The sequence below is a fragment of the Levilactobacillus huananensis genome, from assembly GCF_003946145.1.
In the GTDB taxonomy this organism is placed as follows: domain Bacteria; phylum Bacillota; class Bacilli; order Lactobacillales; family Lactobacillaceae; genus Levilactobacillus; species Levilactobacillus huananensis.
In genome coordinates, this window is record NZ_RHOC01000008.1 from 14,044 (window position 1) to 34,766 (window position 20,723).

Annotated in this window: 21 protein-coding genes; 3 read left to right on the top strand and 18 right to left on the bottom strand. The window is 48.7% G+C overall.

All coding sequences use genetic code 11. The annotated features are described in order from the left end of the window. Positions 1-2: 2 nt before the first annotated feature. The 10 genes from EKM71_RS07425 to EKM71_RS07470 form a co-directional block, all read right to left on the bottom strand. Positions 3-1,040, bottom strand: a complete 1,038-nt coding sequence (locus EKM71_RS07425) for a DUF916 and DUF3324 domain-containing protein (RefSeq protein WP_125573980.1) — start codon at positions 1,038-1,040, stop codon at positions 3-5. 88 nt (positions 1,041-1,128) lie between these two features. Further along, a complete protein-coding gene (locus tag EKM71_RS07430; protein ID WP_125573981.1) occupies positions 1,129-1,773 on the bottom strand; it encodes a WxL domain-containing protein in 645 nt (214 codons plus the stop codon). Between the two features lie 228 nt (positions 1,774-2,001). Next, positions 2,002-2,661 carry a hypothetical protein gene (locus tag EKM71_RS07435; protein WP_125573982.1) on the bottom strand — a complete coding sequence of 220 codons (660 nt, stop codon included), beginning with the start codon at positions 2,659-2,661 and terminating at the stop codon, positions 2,002-2,004. Positions 2,662-2,676: 15 nt separating this feature from the next. After that, positions 2,677-4,041: an amino acid permease gene (locus EKM71_RS07440; RefSeq protein WP_125573983.1), complete on the bottom strand. Its 1,365-nt coding sequence runs from the start codon at positions 4,039-4,041 to the stop codon at positions 2,677-2,679. A 340-nt stretch (positions 4,042-4,381) separates the two neighbouring features. Then, positions 4,382-4,900, bottom strand: coding sequence for a GNAT family N-acetyltransferase (locus tag EKM71_RS07445; RefSeq protein ID WP_125573984.1), 519 nt, complete (start codon positions 4,898-4,900; stop codon positions 4,382-4,384). Positions 4,901-5,378: 478 nt separating this feature from the next. Next, a complete protein-coding gene (locus EKM71_RS07450) occupies positions 5,379-6,374 on the bottom strand; it encodes a tRNA dihydrouridine synthase (protein ID WP_125573985.1) in 996 nt (331 codons plus the stop codon). Positions 6,375-6,561: 187 nt separating this feature from the next. Next, positions 6,562-7,698 carry a hypothetical protein gene (locus tag EKM71_RS07455; protein ID WP_125573986.1) on the bottom strand — a complete coding sequence of 379 codons (1,137 nt, stop codon included), beginning with the start codon at positions 7,696-7,698 and terminating at the stop codon, positions 6,562-6,564. Positions 7,699-7,902: 204 nt separating this feature from the next. Then, positions 7,903-8,883: a DUF4097 family beta strand repeat-containing protein gene (locus EKM71_RS07460; RefSeq protein WP_125573987.1), complete on the bottom strand. Its 981-nt coding sequence runs from the start codon at positions 8,881-8,883 to the stop codon at positions 7,903-7,905. After that, positions 8,880-9,521, bottom strand: coding sequence for a DUF1700 domain-containing protein (locus EKM71_RS07465; protein WP_125573988.1), 642 nt, complete (start codon positions 9,519-9,521; stop codon positions 8,880-8,882). Before EKM71_RS07465 ends, EKM71_RS07460 begins: the two co-directional genes overlap by 4 nt. After that, positions 9,514-9,831 carry a PadR family transcriptional regulator gene (locus EKM71_RS07470; protein WP_125573989.1) on the bottom strand — a complete coding sequence of 106 codons (318 nt, stop codon included), beginning with the start codon at positions 9,829-9,831 and terminating at the stop codon, positions 9,514-9,516. Before EKM71_RS07470 ends, EKM71_RS07465 begins: the two co-directional genes overlap by 8 nt. 257 nt (positions 9,832-10,088) lie before the next feature. Here EKM71_RS07470 and EKM71_RS07475 point away from each other — a divergent pair, with 257 nt between their 5' ends. From EKM71_RS07475 to EKM71_RS07485, 3 genes are all read left to right on the top strand, one after another. Next, complete coding sequence (locus EKM71_RS07475; RefSeq protein WP_125573990.1) at positions 10,089-10,643, top strand: cysteine hydrolase family protein; 555 nt, start codon at positions 10,089-10,091, stop codon at positions 10,641-10,643. 172 nt (positions 10,644-10,815) lie between these two features. Continuing rightward, positions 10,816-11,778 carry a C39 family peptidase gene (locus EKM71_RS07480; RefSeq protein ID WP_125573991.1) on the top strand — a complete coding sequence of 321 codons (963 nt, stop codon included), beginning with the start codon at positions 10,816-10,818 and terminating at the stop codon, positions 11,776-11,778. A 133-nt stretch (positions 11,779-11,911) separates the two neighbouring features. After that, the gene (locus EKM71_RS07485; protein WP_125573992.1) at positions 11,912-12,985 is read left to right on the top strand and encodes a S66 family peptidase; all 1,074 of its coding nucleotides are present in this window, start codon (positions 11,912-11,914) and stop codon (positions 12,983-12,985) included. Positions 12,986-13,231: 246 nt separating this feature from the next. Here the strand turns inward: EKM71_RS07485 and EKM71_RS07490 are convergent, their stop codons facing one another. The 8 genes from EKM71_RS07490 to EKM71_RS07525 form a co-directional block, all read right to left on the bottom strand. Continuing rightward, entirely contained in the window at positions 13,232-13,963 is a 732-nt protein-coding gene (locus tag EKM71_RS07490; protein ID WP_125573993.1) for a MerR family transcriptional regulator, read from the bottom strand. 369 nt (positions 13,964-14,332) lie between these two features. Further along, positions 14,333-15,271, bottom strand: coding sequence for a pyrimidine-specific ribonucleoside hydrolase RihA (rihA, locus tag EKM71_RS07495; RefSeq protein WP_057877743.1), 939 nt, complete (start codon positions 15,269-15,271; stop codon positions 14,333-14,335). Between the two features lie 26 nt (positions 15,272-15,297). Further along, positions 15,298-15,690 (bottom strand): hypothetical protein, encoded by a 393-nt coding sequence (locus EKM71_RS07500; protein WP_125573994.1) that lies wholly within the window; start codon positions 15,688-15,690, stop codon positions 15,298-15,300. Positions 15,691-15,706: 16 nt separating this feature from the next. Then, positions 15,707-16,891, bottom strand: coding sequence for a NupC/NupG family nucleoside CNT transporter (locus EKM71_RS07505; protein ID WP_125573995.1), 1,185 nt, complete (start codon positions 16,889-16,891; stop codon positions 15,707-15,709). A gap of 20 nt (positions 16,892-16,911) precedes the next feature. Further along, entirely contained in the window at positions 16,912-18,081 is a 1,170-nt protein-coding gene (locus EKM71_RS07510) for an iron-containing alcohol dehydrogenase (protein ID WP_318530884.1), read from the bottom strand. A 5-nt stretch (positions 18,082-18,086) separates the two neighbouring features. Further along, positions 18,087-18,716, bottom strand: coding sequence for a YczE/YyaS/YitT family protein (locus EKM71_RS07515; protein WP_225418017.1), 630 nt, complete (start codon positions 18,714-18,716; stop codon positions 18,087-18,089). Between the two features lie 30 nt (positions 18,717-18,746). Continuing rightward, positions 18,747-19,439: a phosphoribosylanthranilate isomerase gene (locus EKM71_RS07520; protein ID WP_125547197.1), complete on the bottom strand. Its 693-nt coding sequence runs from the start codon at positions 19,437-19,439 to the stop codon at positions 18,747-18,749. A gap of 16 nt (positions 19,440-19,455) precedes the next feature. Next, positions 19,456-20,412, bottom strand: a complete 957-nt coding sequence (locus tag EKM71_RS07525; RefSeq protein ID WP_125573996.1) for a PfkB family carbohydrate kinase — start codon at positions 20,410-20,412, stop codon at positions 19,456-19,458. Between the last annotated feature and the right edge of the window lie 311 nt (positions 20,413-20,723).

The window sequence follows — 20,723 nt, forward strand, 5'->3', positions numbered from 1 at the left end:
CCTTATTTTGCATGACGTGGGTGCCGGTTACGATACATGAGGTAGCCAATAATGGCTAAAAGACTAGCAATAAGCAATCCCAAGGCAAGGTACAACCAGTAGTTCGGTTGTGGGACCGGTGCAATTGCGTGACGATTAAGTCGCTTGATAACCGGCGCACTGATGGTAAAGTTGCGAACAAATTGCCAGCGTTGTCCCTTGGCATTAGCCGTTAGATACAGCGTATACTGCCCTGGCTTCAAGTTCTGATCGCCCCATGGAATCCCAAAATTAAAGTTACTGTTGGGGGCCATCCCCATCTTGGCTTGCTTCTGTTGTATCAAGGTTTGGGTCTGTCCCGCTTGGGTAACACGGGCGTTGACCGTTAAGCCCTGTAAGAGGCCTGGTTGGTCATTTTGCAAGTTCGCTGTCACAAAGTTCCGGGCATTGATTTGCGAGGCACCAACCTGCTTTAACTTTAAATCAGGCTTAACGGTTGCGCCTTCTTGTAGGCTCAAACCAATGGCATAAGTGTAAGCATTGTTGATCATGATCTTGCCCGATGCCTTGGGCTGAACCGGGTTCAACTGCTGGACGTACACGCCGCCAAGAATGATGCCCCGCAGCTTCTGTGCCGGCATCGTGTAACTCAGAGTGACCCGTTTCTGGCTATTAGCCGGAACCGTGACCTTCTGGGTCAGATCGCGCGCAAAAATGTTGGCGATACCGACCTTGAGGGACGAATCCAATTTAGGGGACAACTGACTATAATCAATGACCCCATTCTGATTGGTGACCGCTTGATTTACACTAACCCGAAAGCGTTGTGACCGATTACTCGTGTTCTCGATCACGATGGTGAGTGGTTGTGACTCCCGTGGCTTTACCCGCAAATCAAAATAAGAGATCTGACGATCGACCTGATTTGCTGGAATCACCGCTCGCACTGTGTAACCAACGTTATTCGTTGGGGTCTGATCTGCTAATCCCGGAATCACTTGCGCTCCGCCGAGTAGCAGTGCCACCCCCATCATGACCATGATCTTCAATCCTCGTCTCATCGCCGACTCCCCCAATCCATCAGCAAACAACGCGGTAGTGATGCCAATCGAGGCCCCACTACCGCGTGAACACAACGTCTAAATATTCCTATTCTGGCGTATCACTCAGCTGCCAAGTCATAGTCGAGGTGTAAGTGCCGCCCATTTGCCCAGCTGGTACTGCTAGGCTCACGCTTGCTGGACTGTAACTGCCATCCCAGATTCCTAAGCCGCCCTTAATAGGGGCACTCAGGAGGATCTCATTCGCATCGGTGCCGTCCAGGCTCAATGCCATGGCGTCAGGTTTAGCAGAAGGGTTCCCCGTGTTAGCCGCTGTAATGGTTGGTGCCGCTAGATCCAATACTGCACCACTAAGCGTATCCCCAGTCGTATCGGTAAACGCACTATTCTTGACTTGTACACTCCAGCCACTGCCTAACCCAGGGTTGCTGACTCCAATTGGGTTGTCGACCGTGATGGCCTTGTAGTTGCCATTCGTTGGGCCATTAGGGGTGACGTTCTTACCAAAGCTGATGTTAGGTGCCGAACTCAACGTAATTGTTGCGCTTGGATCCGTATCAAACTCCGCTGTCGTGGTGGTACTTTCACTGGTTGGCCCCATACTAGAACTGCTACTACTGCTACTACTGCTACTGGTAGCGGTTGTGGCCGCTGCAACGGGCACAACCCCGAAGCCTAGAGCCAATAATGCTGCACCTCCCAATAATGCAGTTTTCATTAATCTCCGAGTCATGGATCTCACTCCTTAGATTATTTTTTCAAAAACTCACGATTACCAGTTTTAGTGTCAAACGATGGGCCGGTAAACGGCAACCATTCATGCGTAACAGTCAAAATAACCCTACCGGTCACACTTTGTGCCGGTTTTCTTAAACTGCCTTCGCTTGATTCACTAGAAGATAATACCGGGTTCCAAATAAAAAGACCAGCTATTCGCTGGTCTTTCGTATCTAGTCATTTATTAATGGAAGTCAGACACGGTTAGCACTTGCAGATCATTTAACCACTGACTCGTTTCTTGATCGGCCGAGGTGCTGACTTTGAAGCCTAACGGTGTAAACAAAGCGGATACAGCGGACCATTGCAGGTGATCAGCCGCTACTAAGCTAGTCGCTAACTGGTCGCGCTGGCTGGTGGTGACGGGAACAGCACTGACGGTTAATAAGTTCACCGCCAATTGCTGCGCCAGTACCTGAGCAAAGTCCGTCGGTGACAGACTGTCGGTCACTTGGCGACGCGGCGCAATCGGCATGACGGGCACTTCACGCCACAAAAATTTCTCCCAATGATCATGCTGACCGCTGAGAACAGCATAGAATTGCCAGGGAACCTGGTTGCCAATCCGCTTCAATGTGGTTTCTGTAATCGTGGCAACATCCCATTGAATTTGTTCAGGCCCGGCCGCTAAAGCCGTTACCAACCATTCGCTAAAGAACCGTTGCACAGTCGCATCCACGATCGTGGGGAGTTTGATCCCCTGAACCAGGTGATACCGCCCCAACAGAAAGTCTTCGACCTGATCCCAAGTCAAAACGCTGTGGGTCTGTTGCTGCTTGCGTCGACGAAATTGCCTGAGTTGCTTCGTCCGACTCGATTTTCCAAATTTACCTGGACGACTCATGGCAAACTTCCTTTCTTAACGCTTAGCCGCTTCGCGCGGTTGGTATTTTCTAAAGTAAATGAACGTCATAATCGCCAAGAAGACGACCCCAACCAGGATGGAAACCCGCGTCTCCGGGTTCAAGAACATGAAGATTAAGGTGATGCTCAAGAAGACCAACGTGATGTAGTTGGACCATGGTGCAAAGGGCATCTTGAAGGGGTGCTCGGCCATGTGCTCCTGGTTTTGCTTCCGAAATTCGATTTCACTAATCAGGATCACAAACCACGGTACCATACCAGGCAACACACTCGAACTGTAAACCATAACGAAGATTTGACTGGCATCTTTGAAGTACATCGGCAGAACCACATTTAACACGATCCCAATACCGATACCCACGGAAATGGCCACAACGGAGTAGAATGGCACCCCATGACGGTTCAACAGCGTTGCCTTACGCGGCAATTGCCCCTTTTCGGCTAACGTGAAAGCCATTCGGCTGGCACTGTAAATTCCCGAGTTAGACCCCGAGAGGGCCGCCGTAATCACGACAAAATTAATGATTGAGGCCGCGGCGGTAATTCCAATCTTAGCGAAAGTTTCCACGAATGGCGATCCCAATTGATTCAGCTCATCCCAAGGATAGATACTGACAATCACAAAGATAGCGCCCACGTAAAAGATCAGAATCCGTGCGACGGTTGAGCGGATCGCATTGACCAATGTGTGTTGCGGATTTTCCGCCTCACCAGCCGTTACGCCGATTAGCTCGATTCCTTGATACGACGCCAACACGATGGCTAATGCATAGATAAAGCCCTTGGCACCACCCGTAAAGAAGCCGCCGTGAGTCCAGAGGTTACTGATCCCAACTGCATGGCCGCCATTACCGAATCCAAAAAGAATCACCCCAAGACCGGCAATAATCATTAGAATAATGGTCACAACCTTAATTAGGGCAAACCAGAATTCTAATTCACCAAACATTTTCACGGAGATTAGATTGGCGATACACAGAAAGGTAATCGCGACTAGTCCGGGAATCCAGTCTGGCAAGTTGGGCCACCAGAAACGGAAATAGCCCCCCAACGCGATCATTTCACTCATTCCTACGACAATAAATTGAAAAATATTACTCCATGCGGTTAGGAAGCCAAAGACCGGGTGCATGTACTCCGAAGCGAAGGTCGCAAAGGAACCCGTGGTGGGATGGACGTATAGCATTTCTCCCAGGGCCCGCATGATTAAGTACAGGAAGACACCTGAGATGACGTAGGCGATTAAAACGGACGGTCCTGTCCACTTGATGGTGGAACCAGACCCCATGAATAATCCCACGCCGATCGTTCCGCCCAACGCAATCATCTGCATTTGGCGGGCACTCAGTTTCCGTTGCAATCTAATTCCTTCTTTCTACTCATTCTTTTCTTTCGTTCTACAATCTCCGCGTGCGGCTAAGATAGTCGATCGCCTCAGACTTGTTTCGCTTATCTGGCTTCAATAGTTATTGGCATACAGGCTGTCAAAGTCTCTTTTTAAATTAATCCGGTTAGACCATAACTTCGCAGACCCAAATAAAACCCATGAAGGTATGCTACCTGGTTCTGACGAAATTGGCAATAGGCTAAAATAGATCTATTCATTATTATGGCGCACCACCGGCGTTTATTCAAACTCAATGTATAAAAAAAGGCCCCCTAATCGGTCAAAACCGGTGTCAGAGGGACCTTCTGAAAAATTAAACTTGCTTTTCGTAAACGTAGCATTCGTCGGTTGGGTGGTAAACACCCACGATCCGACCAACCTTTTGGAAACCAAACTTTTCAATTAAGTGTTGCATCTTCGCATTATCCTTGTGTGTGTCGATCCGGATGCTGTCAGCCTCTGGATGATTCTCGGCAATATAGTCAAAGAGGTCGCGGAATAATTGTGAAGCATAGCCTTTCCCCTGGTGATGGGAGAAGATGGCAACCCGGTGAACTGTCACATATTTGGTGGTATCGGACAGCCATTCACCCTCCAACGTATCGTAGGAATTGTCAGGGGCTTCGATGACAGCAGCCACACCCAATGTTTCGTGATCGTCACTGTTATAGATGACGGCCCGGCCGTTGTCGATGTCACTGGCAATCACGTCACGGTTAGGATATTCGTTCTGCCATTGGTCAATACCAGCATCAGCTAATTGCTTCTTGCCATCCTCGATGATGTCACAGATTAAGTCCAGTTCTTCGGGTTTTGCTTTACGTAAATACATGGATAATCACCTCAATAAAATTTCTAGTTAGAATTAGTCCAGCGCGTTACTTTCGCTGGCTGCTACTAATCGCTTGTCAGACGGTTCATAGCAAACTGGTCAGTGTCCATTCCATGGGATGCTACTAGAGCAGCTCATGAACACGGTTCACCAACTCAAGTCACGGTTAAACGCAATAACCTTGCCGTCAGAAACCAGCAAAGGTTATTATCAGACTGCAGAATATTATAGTCTTTTTCGACAAAATTCCCTAGCAAAAAGACGCAACTCTCAGCGATTTATAATTGAACTCGCTTACAAGAATTCATCATTTACCTAACGCTTATTGTTGGATAATCATAACCGCTTTTGTTCATCGACTGACAACCATTCAAAAAAGGATCTACGGCCGTATCTGGCTGTAGATCCTCTTCTTTAGTGCTTATATTGTCGAAACGTGTGAAAAAACAGTCGGCTAAACGCCCTTTTCGCACGCTTTCTACTTGGTAAATTCGGACTCAGCTAACAACTTCCGCACTTCATCCGTCGTGTGAGCTTCCATCATCGCATTTCGTAGACTAGCGGCATTGCGCTGGTTACGAACGTAGATCTTGAAGAATCGCTTGAGCGAAGGGAAACGCGACGTGTCGAAACGCTTCTCAAAGTCATCATATAGGTCGAGCTGATAGTTTAACAGGCCCAATAATTCTTTGATGTCATGTTCTTTGGGTTCCTTTTCAAAGGCAAAGGGACTCGTGAAGATCCCACGGCCGATCATAATACCGTCAACACCAGGATGTTCTTGGGCAATTTGAACCCCTTGTTGGTAGTTTTCAATATCCCCATTGAGCTGAATCAGAGTCTCTGGTGCAACCTCGTCGCGGAGCTTCAAGATATCATCGATCAATTCGAAGTGCGCTGGCACCCGACTCATTTCCTTCTTCGTCCGTAAATGAATCGTCAGTAACGGAATATCCTGTTGAAGCAGAAAGGTCAACCAGTCATGCCATTCGTCCAAACGACTGTAGCCCAGCCGAGTCTTCACACTGACCGGTAAGCCAGCCGTCTTGGCGGCTGCAATCACAGCCGCTGCCGTATCGAAATTACGAATCAAGTCACTCCCACCATGGTTCTTGATGACCGTTGAATCCGGACATCCCATGTTGAGGTCAATGGCTTCGTAACCCAGATTCTTAACGGCCTCAGCGGCTCGGGAAAAGGCCTCTGGTTCATGTCCCCACAGTTGGGCCACAGGCATGTGTGCCTCTTCAGGTGCAACGTAGAGTCGTCCCTGAACCGTAAACTTGGCCTTAGGGTGTGTCACGCTGATCGCATTGGTAAATTCTGTGAAGAAGACGTCAGGCGCGGCAGCACGAGCCACAACTCGACGAAAGATAGCGTTGGTAACGGCTTCCATGGGTGCCAAGCTGAAGAATGGCCGACCCTCGGCCTTTGCACGGCCCGCAATATTCTGCCAGTAAGCTGATTCAGACACGATAAAAATCTCCTTTATTAACTAATTTATTAAAACCCGGGTAACGCAATCCTTACATTTTACCACGTTTTACATTTGAAACCAGGGAAAAAGATTGTGTCCAAACGGTTTCAACTTAATGGCGTCACCAAAACCGAAAAAAGATCGTTCATTCCCAGAAGTTCTGCGGACGAAACGATCTGTTCGTTTAATTAAATGATAACTTTAAAAGTTCTGCCCCACGGTTCATGACCAGATAGCCTTGCCCGTTCTTGGCAAATGACAGGCCCTCGAATTCCCGATGGCTCGCGAAGACAGACGCCTGAATATCCCTAGGCTTGACCCGTCGCTTCAGAAGTTTCTTGACCGGTACCGAGGATAGCGAATCATCACTGACCAAGTAGAGGCGATCGTTGTGTGGGTTGTAGGCGATGGCTTGATGCGTTTGCCCCGGACGGTTAGCCAGGCTCTGCATCAATAGATTGAAGTGAACACCCTTAGTCGACATCGTTCCCCGATAAATTCGAACGGCATGCTTACCACTGTAACTGCTAAAGTAAGCCCGACCGTGACTATCAAAGGTCAGATTGCTATTAACCGCAATCCGGACGCCCTGCTTGTTGACCAATCGATAGGCCACCGAATTCGTCGGTCTCAACGTTTTCAATGACACCTTGACGGCATCCCCATACCGACCGGCCTTACCCGTCGTCTTGGTAAACCAAAGTTGCTTGTTCTTCGGATTGTAGGCGAGCGATTGGCAATGACCGATGTCAACGGTCGGACCTTCGTGAATCGCTGCGAGAAGTTTCTTATCGGTGCTGGTTTCGCGCCCTTTGGAATAGGCATTGGATGCTCGCCGAAGCAGGTCCATGTTTGACGCTTCGCCACCGAGAAGCCGGTGAATTTTGCCGAGATCGTACTTGACGATCCAACCACGAGTCCCCCCACTCATCTTCAGATAAGCCATGTAAGCTGTCTGACCATCTGGCGTGATCACCACACTCTGGGGATCGGCCCAGTCACCGGAATGGTGCACCGTAACTGGTAAGTACAAACTCGTCCGCAGTGTCGCGCGCTTGCCACGGACGGTGTGATAGACATCCGGCTTGGTTTGAAACGTCCCCTCGCTTCGGTACGTTGCCGAAGTGGCGTAGACGCTTGGTCGAGAAACAAAGTAATTTTTGTTTTTAATAACTTTAATTTTCTTGGCCTCGTAATTTCCTAAAGCATACTTCGTGCGTACGGCTCCCTGAACCGAACCGGGACGCGTCCCCACCACCGTTAATGCAACGGTAGCTAAAACAACAGAAAAAAATTTCCACATGATCTGACTAACTTTCATCATGACTCTCCCTAATCCATTAAATTCTATGGCGGCCGCTATCAATTGGACAAACAGCCCCTTCAACAATCCATTATACCGCTAATGGTGAACCCTACCATATAAATATCTACCGTTAGCGAATGCGCACACAGGTCATGAAAAAAGCACCAGTTAACGGTCTCGTCAGTTCAATCGTCCGTTACCCAGTGCCTATTAGTTAAGTTAATTGGCCGATGCCGACCCTTGCTTACCCACGGTGATGTCACCATCATCCGCATGCAGTACATACTGCGCTGCCGTTTTGGCCGTGATGTGAAAACCACTATGTCGAGATCTGCCCCAAATGGTGATATCGCCCATATCATCATCGGCATTGGTAACCTTCAATCCCGCAGAAGTTGGTATTGTGGCCCGAATATCGCCATCTCCCGTTTCAGCCTTCAATTGGCCCTTCAGATGATTGTCCTGTAAATGGACATCCCCATCCTCCGTCGAAATACGGCCACCGCCGAGGGTCGTTTCGCTCAAACGAACGTCCCCACTACCGGAATCAAGGCGATTATCTTTTCCTGTCAACTGACTGCTAGAGATTCCTGTATCGCCATCGATCGTGACCACCGATAATTGCTTGGTGCGCAACTGCGAGGCCCAGACATCCCCGTTACTTGAGTCGACACTGACGGCCTGCTTGACACGCAGATCCATCATACTGACGTCATCGGTATTGGCCACCTTGACGTTATCGGCATTCAATCCGCGAAGCGAAATCGCGCCACTCCCCTGTTTGACCGTAATGTCCTTCAGTTGCTTTCCTCGCGGTACCGTCACCAGAACGCCCCCCTTATCGAAAGTGTGGTCTTCCCCAAATACCGTGATACTAGCAACGTCCGCTGATCCCCCATCGGTGATGGTCAGTGTTCCTTTAGCCACTTTAACCTTAGGCATGGCCTGCGCGTGATTCACGTAGCTCACCGTGACCCGACTCGTGTCGCCAGACTTAACTGTCACTGAGGCTGGACTGTCGATCATAATCCGCTGATAATTCCCCGGATTGGTCGATGTCTTGGTGTGTTCGAGGGTCTTCAGTCCGCGACTTGAGTGATCCCAAACGACGGATTTGTCCCCATGATTTTTCCAGCCAATTCCGAGCAGGATGGCCCCCAAGACCATCAAGATCAAACTGATTTTTAAACTTTTTTTCATAGCTTATGCCCCCGTTCTGCGCGGCTTCGCGGAATAAACCGCTGGTAAATCTTCTTAGCAAGCCACGATATTCCCCCAATAACCCAACTGCTAACCCATTTCAGGACTAACCAGCCCAACAGACTAGCTCCCAAGAAGAATAGGCCCACACCGAGGTAAAAGACCCCCGTCCACGGCGCTTGGAATAGCATGACGAGGCCAACAACGACGCCCACGATTCCCAGGGCAACGATACTGAGAAAAACGCCCAAGACCGCAACAACTAAGCCAAATAACACCGCTGCAAAGGCAATGAATAACAACACGACGAGCAGCAAAATGGGAATCGTCACCGGTGCCGACAGCATGGCCAAAATAATTAACCACACCGTGCGCACATTACTTTTGGTCGCCTGAACCATGGACCGCGACTGCGGTGACTCGTTATCGGCTTTGTCTTTTTCATTCATCCGAATCGAATAATCGGCCAAGACCTTCCGGGCCAAGGAACGTGGGGATCCCAATTCATCCACGGCCCCCTGGTACGTGTCAATTTCCGCGTCCAATAGATATTCCTTGTAGTATTCCACAACTTCCTGCTGTTCCGCTGTGGTCAATTGTCCTAATAATTTTTCGACTGCTCGTATGTAATCAGTCATCTGTCTTCCCCTCCAATAACTTTGAAATGGCTTGGTTGAAGTCTTGCCAATCCGCCTGAATTTCTACCAAACGGTCACGTCCACTTGCCGTTAAACGATAATAACGACGGTTACGACCTTGGTAGGGCTCATCATAAGTTTCTAGCCAGCCATTCTTCTTCAATCGACGCAACACGGGATACAACGTGGATTCTGAAATCGGCAAAAGCTGGCGGACTTCCTGCGTTAAGGTGTACCCATAATGATCCTGCTGGGTTAACAAGCCCAACACACTGCCGTCGAGTAGCTCGGTCGGTACCTGAATAGCCATTGACTTTCCTCCTTACAATATTATACGTGATATAATATAAATTCATCTACAGTATATGAATTCTGATCGGTATTGTCAATGACTATTTGAGCCTAAATTATAATTAACGCCCTACCAGCTATGACCATAACCAGGTGATCTTCATTTTCTCGATATTAATAATAGCTGCCTTCCTATTAAAGAAGTTATGAGACAAGTCGTTGACTTCCATTTCTCGACCTTGCATACTAAAGCGAAACACCAAAGGAGACGATGTTATGGCCGGAACACAAGCCTTACTAATCATCGATTACACGAACGATTTTGTTGCCGATAAGGGTGCCTTAACCTGTGGTGAACCAGGCCAGGTCTTGGATCACCCGATAGTTGCACTGGCGGAGAGCCACTTCAAAGCCGGCGACTGGGTGCTCTTCCCGACCGACGTCCACACACCAAATGACCCCTATCATCCGGAAACCAAGCTTTTTCCTGCGCACAACGTTCGTGGCACCTGGGGCCGCGAACTTTTCGGTCAGACCAAGAATTGGTTCGACGCCCATCAAGACACTGAGACCGTTTGGCAATTCGACAAGACCCGTTACAGTGCCTTTGCAGGGACTGATCTCGACCTACGCTTGCGAGAACGCCACGTGGATACCCTGCATCTCGCGGGTGTCTGTACCGACATTTGTGTTCTCCACACCGCCATCGCGGCGTACAACTTGGGCTATCACTTAATTATTCACGAGAACGCCGTAGCTAGCTTTAATCCGACCGGCCATGCCTGGGCTCTAGAACACTTTAAGACCGCCCTAGGTGCCGAAGTTAAATAACGCATCAAAGATACACAAAAGGCTGCGACAGTCACTGCAGCCTTTTTAAAACGCCAAAATTTTCTTTTGCCAGCCCCCCTATAGGGCGTATAATTAACTTTGATCCTAACCATTGGTTAGCCTACTTAGTAGTTTTGTCTCGAATCAATCATACATAAGGTGGTATTTTACAATGAAACGACTTTCAACGGCCCTCCTAGCACTTAGCTGTGGTCTTTTAATCAGTACCGTTCAACCCGCAACCGCTCACGCCAGTGCGACTAGTGATGCCAATTCATCATCAACCGTCACGACGAATTCTTCCTCTGCCGATGCCAGTAGCAGTTCCTCATCGGCTTCAAGCGAAAGCAAAAAAGCAACGCCAAAACCCAAGCCAAAACCGAAACCAGTCGTCTACCGGCCGATTTTCAAAGTGAAAAAGGTGAACTATTACACCAAGATTGGCCCTAACCGAAGCTACGACCATTCTGTTTATCGAACCGGGGGTGCCAAGTCTGCTGCTAAGAACATGAAGCCTTATACGATGGCGAGTTCATTTGCCAATAAACAGGTTCACATCACCCGCGAAGAAACCATGGCCAACGGCATCTGGCTCAGATTTACCTATAAGAAAAAGATCGGTTGGATTCACCGTAATGGGACCGTCAAGACCTACCGTTACCTGCGTGTCCCACTGATTGCCCAACGACCACAACTCCCAACCGGCTGTGAATTCACGGCGACAACCATGATGCTCCAATATGCCGGGGCCAAGGTTACCAAGATGTCGATTGCTAAAGAAGCGCCGCGTAGTTCGAACCCTAACAAGGGCTTCGTCGGCAATCCTTACTCCAAGTACGGTTGGTGGATTTATCCTAAGGGCCTGATGAAGCTCGTCAAACGCCACACCGGTTCTGCCAAAAACATGACCGGTGCTTCCTTCAATAAGCTGAAGAAGCAGATCGACAAGGGGCATCCCGTGGTTCTCTGGGTCAACCACGTTGATGGCTTCAGCAACCATGCCATCACACTAACTGGTTACAGCAAGACACGGGCCTACTACAACGATCCCTGGACGAATAAGCGGACCAGTATGTCACAAGCCAGCCTACACACGCATCGGAAACACGATGCTTACCGGGCACTGAGTTATTAGCGCCAAACAGGAGCGTACTCTCGCTATCATGGGAGTGCGCTTTTTAATTACCCGGTGAGTTGTTTTCTCACGACTTGTCTTTTAACCTAAAGGGTGTAGACTAATCATAATTTTATTCATTGGAGGACTGCCTATGATCAAACCACAACCCTTACATATCGGTGACTCCGTCGCCATTGTCAGCCTTTCTAGCGGCGTTCTGGGAGAACCCTTTGCCGCCCATGAACTTGCACGAGGTCAACGTCGACTCCACGAGTTGGGCTTAAAGCCCATCACAATGCCCAACGCCCTCAAGGGTCAGGCCTACTTGGATGCCCATCCAGAAGCCCGCGCCGCCGATCTCAAGACGGCCTTCACCACCCCGAAGATCAAGGGCGTCTTCTGTGCTATTGGGGGAATCGATACCTTCCGACTGGCCCCCTACTTATTCGAGGATCCAGAATTCGTAGCTGCCGTGCGTCAACATCCAAAACTCTTTACCGGTTTCTCTGACACAACCGTCAATCACCTGATGTTGCGGCGTCTGGGGCTCACGACGTACTATGGTCCTAACCTGCTCAACGACTTGGCGGAACTGGGACCAAACTTGTTGCCTTATACCCGACGGACCCTCACGCGTTACTTTGAAAACCCTCAGACGACCGCAATTACCAGTAGTCCCTTCTGGTATGAGGAACGCACCGACTTTTCCCTAGCCGCCGTGGGCACACCGCGAGTCAGTCATCCCGAACGCCGCGGTTATCAGGTTCTACGCGGCCAAGGTCGTCTCACTGGTCGCCTGTTAGGCGGCTGCATCGACAGCTTAAATAGTCTGCTCACGGATGCCCACTACCCGGATGAACCTGCGATAGCCGCTCACTATCATCTTTTACCCACACCAGAAGAATGTCGCGGCAAGATTCTCTTCCTAGAAACCAGCGAGGAACACCCAACTCCCGACGCCTATGCTGCCATGTTGGCTAATCTCACCCAGGCCGGAATCTTAGGAAACGTCGCCGCCATCCTCATGGGTAAGCCTCAAAATGAGATCTATTATGATGCCTACTGCCACGAATTATTAGCCGCAACGCGTCAGTTCCACACACCAATCATGGCTAATTTAAACTTTGGTCACGCCTATCCACGGACCGCCTTGCCCTATGAGGCGTTGGCCCAAATAGATCTCGACCAACGGAAGCTCACGATTTTAGAACCTTACTTTGCTTAAAGACTTAGAAATACTAAAGAGCCACCAGAACTGGATTTCTGTCCAGACATGGTGGCTCTTTCTAGTGACATAACACACTGATAAATGCTTTCGATTAACCTTGTCTTCGGCTGACGGCCTATCAATATCTCCTAAGCAGGCACTCGTCTTATCATTTGGCTAATTCAAACCAACGGCGTAGCCAACTCGAGCCCTCATTTTACCCCAACAGCCCTGCCGTCCGTCATGGCCAGTGGGACTGTTGCTTTAATTAGCTTTTGCCTTCTCACGATACACTTCGACACAGAAATTCTTCTGACCACAATGCGGACAGGTTACCTTTCTAGCTCGGATGTTGTGCCGCGCAAAGAAGGCCTCCTTGAATGCGGGATTAAAGACTGTCCCGCAGTTGGGACAAGCGTAACTCACTGAACGAAGATAATCCCAGCTAATCCAACTCGCCCCGGCAATCACAATGACCATGCCAATGACGAAGAACCACCAGTTTCCCGTGAAGAGTGCATAAATAAACGTGCCCCACTCAATAATTCCAAGAATCCCACCAAATCCAAACAGCCGTAAACGAACGCGTCTTAATCCTTGTTTGTTTGCCATCATGTGTTCCATGTCAGTAATGGATTGAATCGAAACGTCAGTAAAGTCGGGTAGACTGCGTTGAATCAGACGAAGCGTCCGTAATTTCTCTGTGTTCTCTGCCTGTTCCGCCAGTAATTGGTGCTCCTGCTGGGTCAAAGCATCGGCTAGAACGCGATTGGCTTGATCGCTATCTAAAATTTCTTGAATCGCCGCTAGCGAGAGGTCCATCCCTTTGAGTAACCGAATTAACTTGAGCCGTTGCAAGTCCGTCTCCGCGTATCGCCGGCGGCCCCCGGCCGTCACGGCTGTTGGGGGTAAGAGTCCCTTCTGATCGTAATACTGGAGTGTCCGCACCGAAACGTGACCCAACTTGGCTAATTCTCCTGTTGAATAATCTGACATGGGTTCACCTCCTATACCCTTGTTATACCTGATGACGTGGCGTGACAAGCAAGGGGTCTGCTCAATCTTTTTGAATTTTCTCAAAATTAGTCGTTTCCCCAATCAATTTCCCGGGTTATTACTGGCTCCATTATACCTGATGATTGGAAACTAGCCGATAGAAATGATGTTGCCGACTAATGGTTCCCCCGTCGAATCAGTCCACGGTTCTTATGCCTTTAGCCATTCATAAAATTTATTTCAGGGCGACCCATAGCCGTGCCCCCAGAAGACAGTCAGGCTTCTCTTACTCAGCCAGCCTAAGAACTCTTCTCAGTAGAACACAAAAAGCGCCATTCCCGACGAGGAATGGCGCTAGTTTCAAATCGATTACTTGTTGAAAGTCTTCAAAGAATCCTTGATCAATTGGATAAAGGCCGGACGGTCAATATCTAACAGAACTTCAGTATTCTTAGGCTTCCCAGTGAGTTCATAGTAGTCACAAACCGTTTCACCACGAACCAATTCACCTTCAGTTTCCACATCAACGTTCATCAATTCGCTCTTGAACATTTCTGGATGGAGCATCCAGGCAATGGTACATGGATCATGTAGTGGCGCACCCTTGAAGCCCCACTTTGGATTTTCGTGGTAGACTTCGAAGAAGCTCAGCAAACCGCGGAACGCGTGGGCAACCGGGTTGTCGATCTCGTCTAACGATTCAATTTCTGGCTTCAGGATTTGGGCTTTGTGGGTCACGTTCAGTGGCGCCATTGTTAGCGGAATCCCAGCGTTCAAGACAATCTTAGCGGCTTCTGGGTCCACGTAGATGTTGAATTCTACGGATGGGGTCCAGTTACCTAAGCCCATGGCACCACCCATGAAGACGATCCGTTCGATCTTGCTCTTCAATTCTGGGTAGACCCGTAAGAACAACGCAATGTTGGTCATTGGGCCGGTAACCACTAAGGTTACCTTGTCATCACTTTCGCGTAAGGTCTTGGCAATCAGCTCGATAGCCGTCATGTCCTGAACCTTGAAGTCTGGTTCGGCAAGGTCAGCCCCGTCCAAACCGGACTTACCATGCACGTTTCCGGCCGTTTCCAACGGCTTCATGAGCGGTGTCCGGTTCCCACCGGCCACTGGAATCTCTTGGTGGTGCATCAACGTCAAGAGACGCATTGCATTATTCAACGTCTTCTCTGGGGTTTGGTTCCCGGCAGAAGAAGTGACCGCTAATAAGTCAATCTCAGGATTGGCTAACGCCAACATCATGTTGAGGGCGTCATCGTGACCGGGGTCACAGTCCATAATAATCTTTGTTGTCATGTCAGATAGCTCCTTATCTAAAGTCATTAGTGGGTTGATTTAACCGTTACTTTGCTAAGTTGACTACAGGTCTTGAACCATAGCAGGTTGACCCCGATGCCGACGAGACTGCCGACAATGACGAGGCTCAGCAGGCCAGTTGCCTGACTCAAGTTGGAAACGGCTGTCACCAACGAACTGACGAATCCAAACGAATAAACGATAATCACAAATTCCATTAATCCTACCGCGTGGCGCCGATCACGAAGCACGTTGATCGCGCTCCAGACGTAAAGCACGAGAGCAAACGCCACGGTATTAATCATGGGGCGAATGGCGGCCGCGTTACTCGTCAGCACTGTCACACCCAGATTCGTGGCAACAAATAGGAACCAAGAACCCAGCATCAACGGTAATAATTTTTTGAGTTTCGTTTTCACCATTCAAACCTCCTAATTAGAAGTACAGACCAACGATAGTCCCAGTAAGAACAGAAGCCAAGGTGGCTCCTAACAGCAACTTCATGGAGAACTTGGCAACGTAACCACCTTGTTCAGCACTGATGGACTTGATAGAACCCGTAACGATCCCGATCGTCCCAAAGTTGGCGAAGGATACCAGGTAAGCAGAGATGATGGCGTTAGCCTTAGCACTCAACCCACCGGCGATAGCATGTAAGCTCCCCATGGCAACGAATTCGTTGGTAATCAACTTGGTTGCCATCAAACTCCCAACCTTCATGGATTCATGTAAAGGAACACCCATTAAGAAGGCAACTGGTGAGAAGACGTAACCAATTAAGTCAGTAAATGAAATGTGGATAATAGCAGTAAAGCTATTGTTTAAGAACGTCACCAGGGCAACGAACCCGATTAGCATGGCACCAACAGTGATAGCTAAGTTGAATCCATCGGTGATGTAAGTTCCTAAAACTTGGAAGAATGGTTCTTGCTTCTTCTCGGAAATCTGAACCAATTCATCATTGGCTTCAGTCTCGTAAGGGTTGATAATGCAAGAAACAATCAATGCAGACAAGATGTTCAAGAAAACGGCAACAACAACGAACTTGCCGGGAACCATCTTCATGTATGAAGCTAGCATTGCGGCTGAAACGGCACTCATTGCTGAGGCACAAATGGTGTAAAGACGTTGTTCATTCAGTTTTGGGATTTGTTCCTTAACCGTCAAGAAGACTTCTGGTTGACCCAGAATGGCCGTTGATACGGCAAAGTAACTTTCAAGTTCACCCATACCGGCAATCTTGTTCAAAATCCAACCAGTCCACTTGATGATAAATGGTAAGACTTTGATGTAGTTCAGGATCCCAACCAATGCGGAAATAAAGACAATTGGCATCAGTACGTTGAGGAAGAAGACGGAGGCACCCGGCTTGATGGCTAACCCACCAAAGACGAAGTCAACACCACCGGCAGCTTGACCCATCAACCAGCTGAAGAAGCCGGAGATTCCGGCTAAAGTCTTAATCCCACCGGAAGTATGTAAACAAAGAAACGAGATAATGATTTGCAAAGCAAACAGAATTCCCATTCGTTTGTACTTGATGTGCTTACGGTCGGAACTAACCAGCCAGCCAATCCCGAAGACTAATGCTAGCCCAGTTAACAAGAAAACAAAATTCATTATGTTCACCCTTTTTCCTTTTAGTCGAGGCGCTTACCGAAACCAGCTAACAGTTTGGCAGCAACCTGTTCGTTCATTTCTCCAGGCATGTTGCTTGCGAATTGTTCGTTTGCAACGGCCTTGGCGTTGGAGACAACTTGTTCGGAAGAGATGCCGTAATCGCTGAATGGGTGTAAGCCCAAGACATCGTCACGGAAGTGTTGGTACTGCTTAACTGCGGCAGAAGCACGATCAGCCATGGATTCATCTTCGGCATAGTTCAACCCGAGGATTTGGCCGATTTCGGCAACCTTTTCAGGCATCAGTTCACTAACGGCGGTCAAGACACTTGGTAAGGCGTAGGCAACAGCTTCACCATGAACAATGTGGTACTTGGAACCCAAGATGTGAGCCATTGAGTGACCCGCGTTAGTTCCGGCATTGTTCAACATCCAACCGGCTAAGGCCGCGGCAACCATCACTTCTTGACGTGCCTTACGGTTTTGGCCGTCCTTTACGGCAGTTGGCAAGTAGTTGGCTAACAGGAACATGACCTTTTCACAAATAGCGTCGGTGATTGGGCTGGAAAGCCGTGACGTGTACCCTTCAGCAGCGTGAGAGAAGGCATCCAAACCAGTGGCAATCGTCATCTTAGTTGGTAACGATAACAACAGATCAGGGTTCAAGATGGCATATTCACTGACAGCGTTGTCAGAAAGAATCGCCAACTTCTTTTCAGTCTTCACATCAGTTACGACGAGGGCGTTGGACATTTCACTCCCAGTACCGGAAGTCGTTGGCACGGCGATCAGACCCTTGCAGACCTTGATTTCCTTCTTAGGATCCGTGTAATCCATGATGTCGCCACCATTGGTCCGCACGATGTTAACCCCACGAGCAACGTCGATTGAGCTCCCACCACCAATGGCGATAATACTATCAGCCTTGGCTGCTTCGAAAGCTGTAACCCCGTCACGAATGGTTTGTGCAGGTGGATCGGAAACCACTTTATCAAAGACGGCGACATCAATGCCGTTATCCTTTAACAATTTTTGCGTATCCTGAACCAATTGAACCTTGGCGAGGAAGCCGTCCATGATGAATAATGGCCGGTGATAATTTTCGGTTTGTAAAACTTCAAGAACCGTTTGTGCCAGATTATCGGTATCGATAACCTTGACGCGTTGTAGTAATTTAACATCCAAACTCATTCTATCTAGCTTCTTTCTAGGATTAATCGTTTTCTGAAGACTGAGCTCAACGCTTGAATCGTCGGACCAGTGGTCAGTGCGGTTAAGATGGTAATAATCCCGAATTTACCACCTAATAAAATACCAATAATGATAAGACCCACGTCGAAGGTAATCTTGCTGCGACGCATGCTCCATCCGGTAAAGTCCCGGAGTGTTAGCATGAAGCCGCTGAAGGGGTCAACGCCGATATCGGCGGCAACAAAGAGGCTAATCCCTAGGTAATACAGGGAAATCCCAGCGACCCCACCAATCGACCGACCCAACAACGTCGTGGAGGTGAAAATCAAGGGGTACAGGTACGACCCGATTGACACGAACAGACCGTAAGGCACCAGATACATCAAGGTGCCCCAGCTTGCGTAATGCCGCCCGATAAAGAACAGGGCCACGATTAACACCACATTCAAGTAATTAGAAACCGTTCCTAATTGCGCTTGCTCAAGATGGAAGGTTGTCCGTAACCCGTCGTAAATAATGCCCACAGGGTCATTACCCAACTGGGTATTATTGTTAAAGGCAACCCCAATACAAACTAGAAATATTCCTAGGAAGGCTAGAGCAACGGTTTTGGGCGTATAACGTTTCGATGACAACTCTCTAACGCCTCCTATGCGATTCAAAAATTAAAGGCCTAACTTCTTAGCGGCAGCATCTGCGGCTTCACAGAATGCCTTAACCTTTGGGATATCTTTTTCCATGTTTCCGCCTTCGTACTTGATACTGGTCTTCGTCAATGAGTCGACCCCGTATGGGCGAATCTTTTCAATGGCTTCGGCAACGTTGTCAGGTCCCATACCACCGGCTTCAATAACTGGTACGTTAACTTCCTTAACGATCTGAGCGTCGATATTCCAGTCATGGGTCACACCACTGGCACCGATCCCAGTATCTGGTGCTAAACCAGAGTCCAACAGGATGTAGTCAACGAATGGCGCGAAAGCCTTGGCACGCGCAATGGCCCCTTCGCCATCAACCAGAACGGCTTGCATCAGTTCGGTGTGCGGTGCAACTTTCTTCAAGCGCTTAGCAAATTCAGCATCGGCAGCGTAACCATCACCAGCAATGTGTAAGATGTCTGGTTGGATACGTTCGGCAAGTTGGAGCATTTCTTCAGGGTCGTTTGTCAACATGATCGCAACGGAGGTTACGCCACGGCGCTTAGCTTCAGCGAAAATCTTGTCAACCCGATCTAGGGGAACACGGTGAGCTGGAACACCACCATGTTGCATAGGCACAAGTCCGATGTTGTCGGCCCCAGCTTCCATAGTCTTAACGGATTCGTCGTACTGAATCAAAGAATAAATTTGCTTAATCATAAATTACTCTCTCCTCTTATTTTGAAATGGTTAAAGTTGCCAGCTTCTGATCCACTAACTCTGGTGTGATATCTGGCACTGACTTGGTGCTTTCAAGGGCGATGCTAGATGCGGCCTGGGCAATCTTACCCGTTTCTTCCAATGACCGGTTAGGGTCTAAGAAGTGGCTCCAGGTAATCGCAGCCATCCCACAGTCCCCAGCACCGTTAGCGTTGACGATGTCGGTCTTGAAGATTGGGACGTGAACCATTTCTTCATGGTTGGCACACAGGATACCATCGGCACCCAATGAGATGTAAATGTTCTTCATCCCGGTAGCCAGGAGCACCTTAGCGGCCTTTTCTGCGGACGCAGTATCGGTAATTTCAACGCCACTGAGCAGCGAAGCTTCCAAAGCATTCGGCTTCAAGGTGTCCATCTTACCCAAGATGTGGGCAAAGTGTGGCGCCTTCACAACGGAAACCGTGTCCCCAAAGAGTGGCACCGTCACGTTGTCTCCCAACCAGTCGATAGCTTCCTGCGAGATGTTCGCATCAATCAGACAGATAGCAGCATTGTTAATGAAGTCGAGGCGCTTAGCCAAAAACTCTGGCGTAATCTGTTCACAGATAGCCATGTCATTCACACCCACCAGCATGTCACCCGTTTCGTCGGTGATGTACATGTAGGTTGAAGAACGGGACCCCTTGACCAATTCGGCTTGGTCCAACATGATGTGGTTTTCTTCACAAGACTTTGCTAGTAAGTGACCATTGTAGTCATCACCATACACCGTAATGAGATGGGTAGGGACTTCTAAATGAGCCAAATTTTGGGCGATGTTTTGACCCACACCACCGACAGCCATTCCAACTTTACCAATATTGGAATCACGCTGAATGACCTTTTGACTAGGCATCCCGAAGATGTCCATGTTCATACCACCAACTACAACGACGTAGCCTGAGTGCTTTTTCAAATTCTGGCTATCCATTTCCATTGCCTCCTTCAGGGCTGGAACTATAAACAAATGTTTATCTAAGTAATCATTTGATACTATCAGAATATAATCTCCAGAGTCCTTTGTCAATAGGATCGTAAGCGGTTGCAATGTTTTGAGGCTGTTTGCTCACCTTTCCACATTCCAAAAACCCGTGTCAGTCTGGTGATCGGCTTCCCTTCTAATTTACTTTTTCACAAGCAAAAAAAGTGAGATCAAATTTTTATCATTTGATCTCACTTCGCTATAAGTTCATTTTAATGGTTGCCGGCGACCGGCGTACCAAAGATGTGGTTAAAGACGCC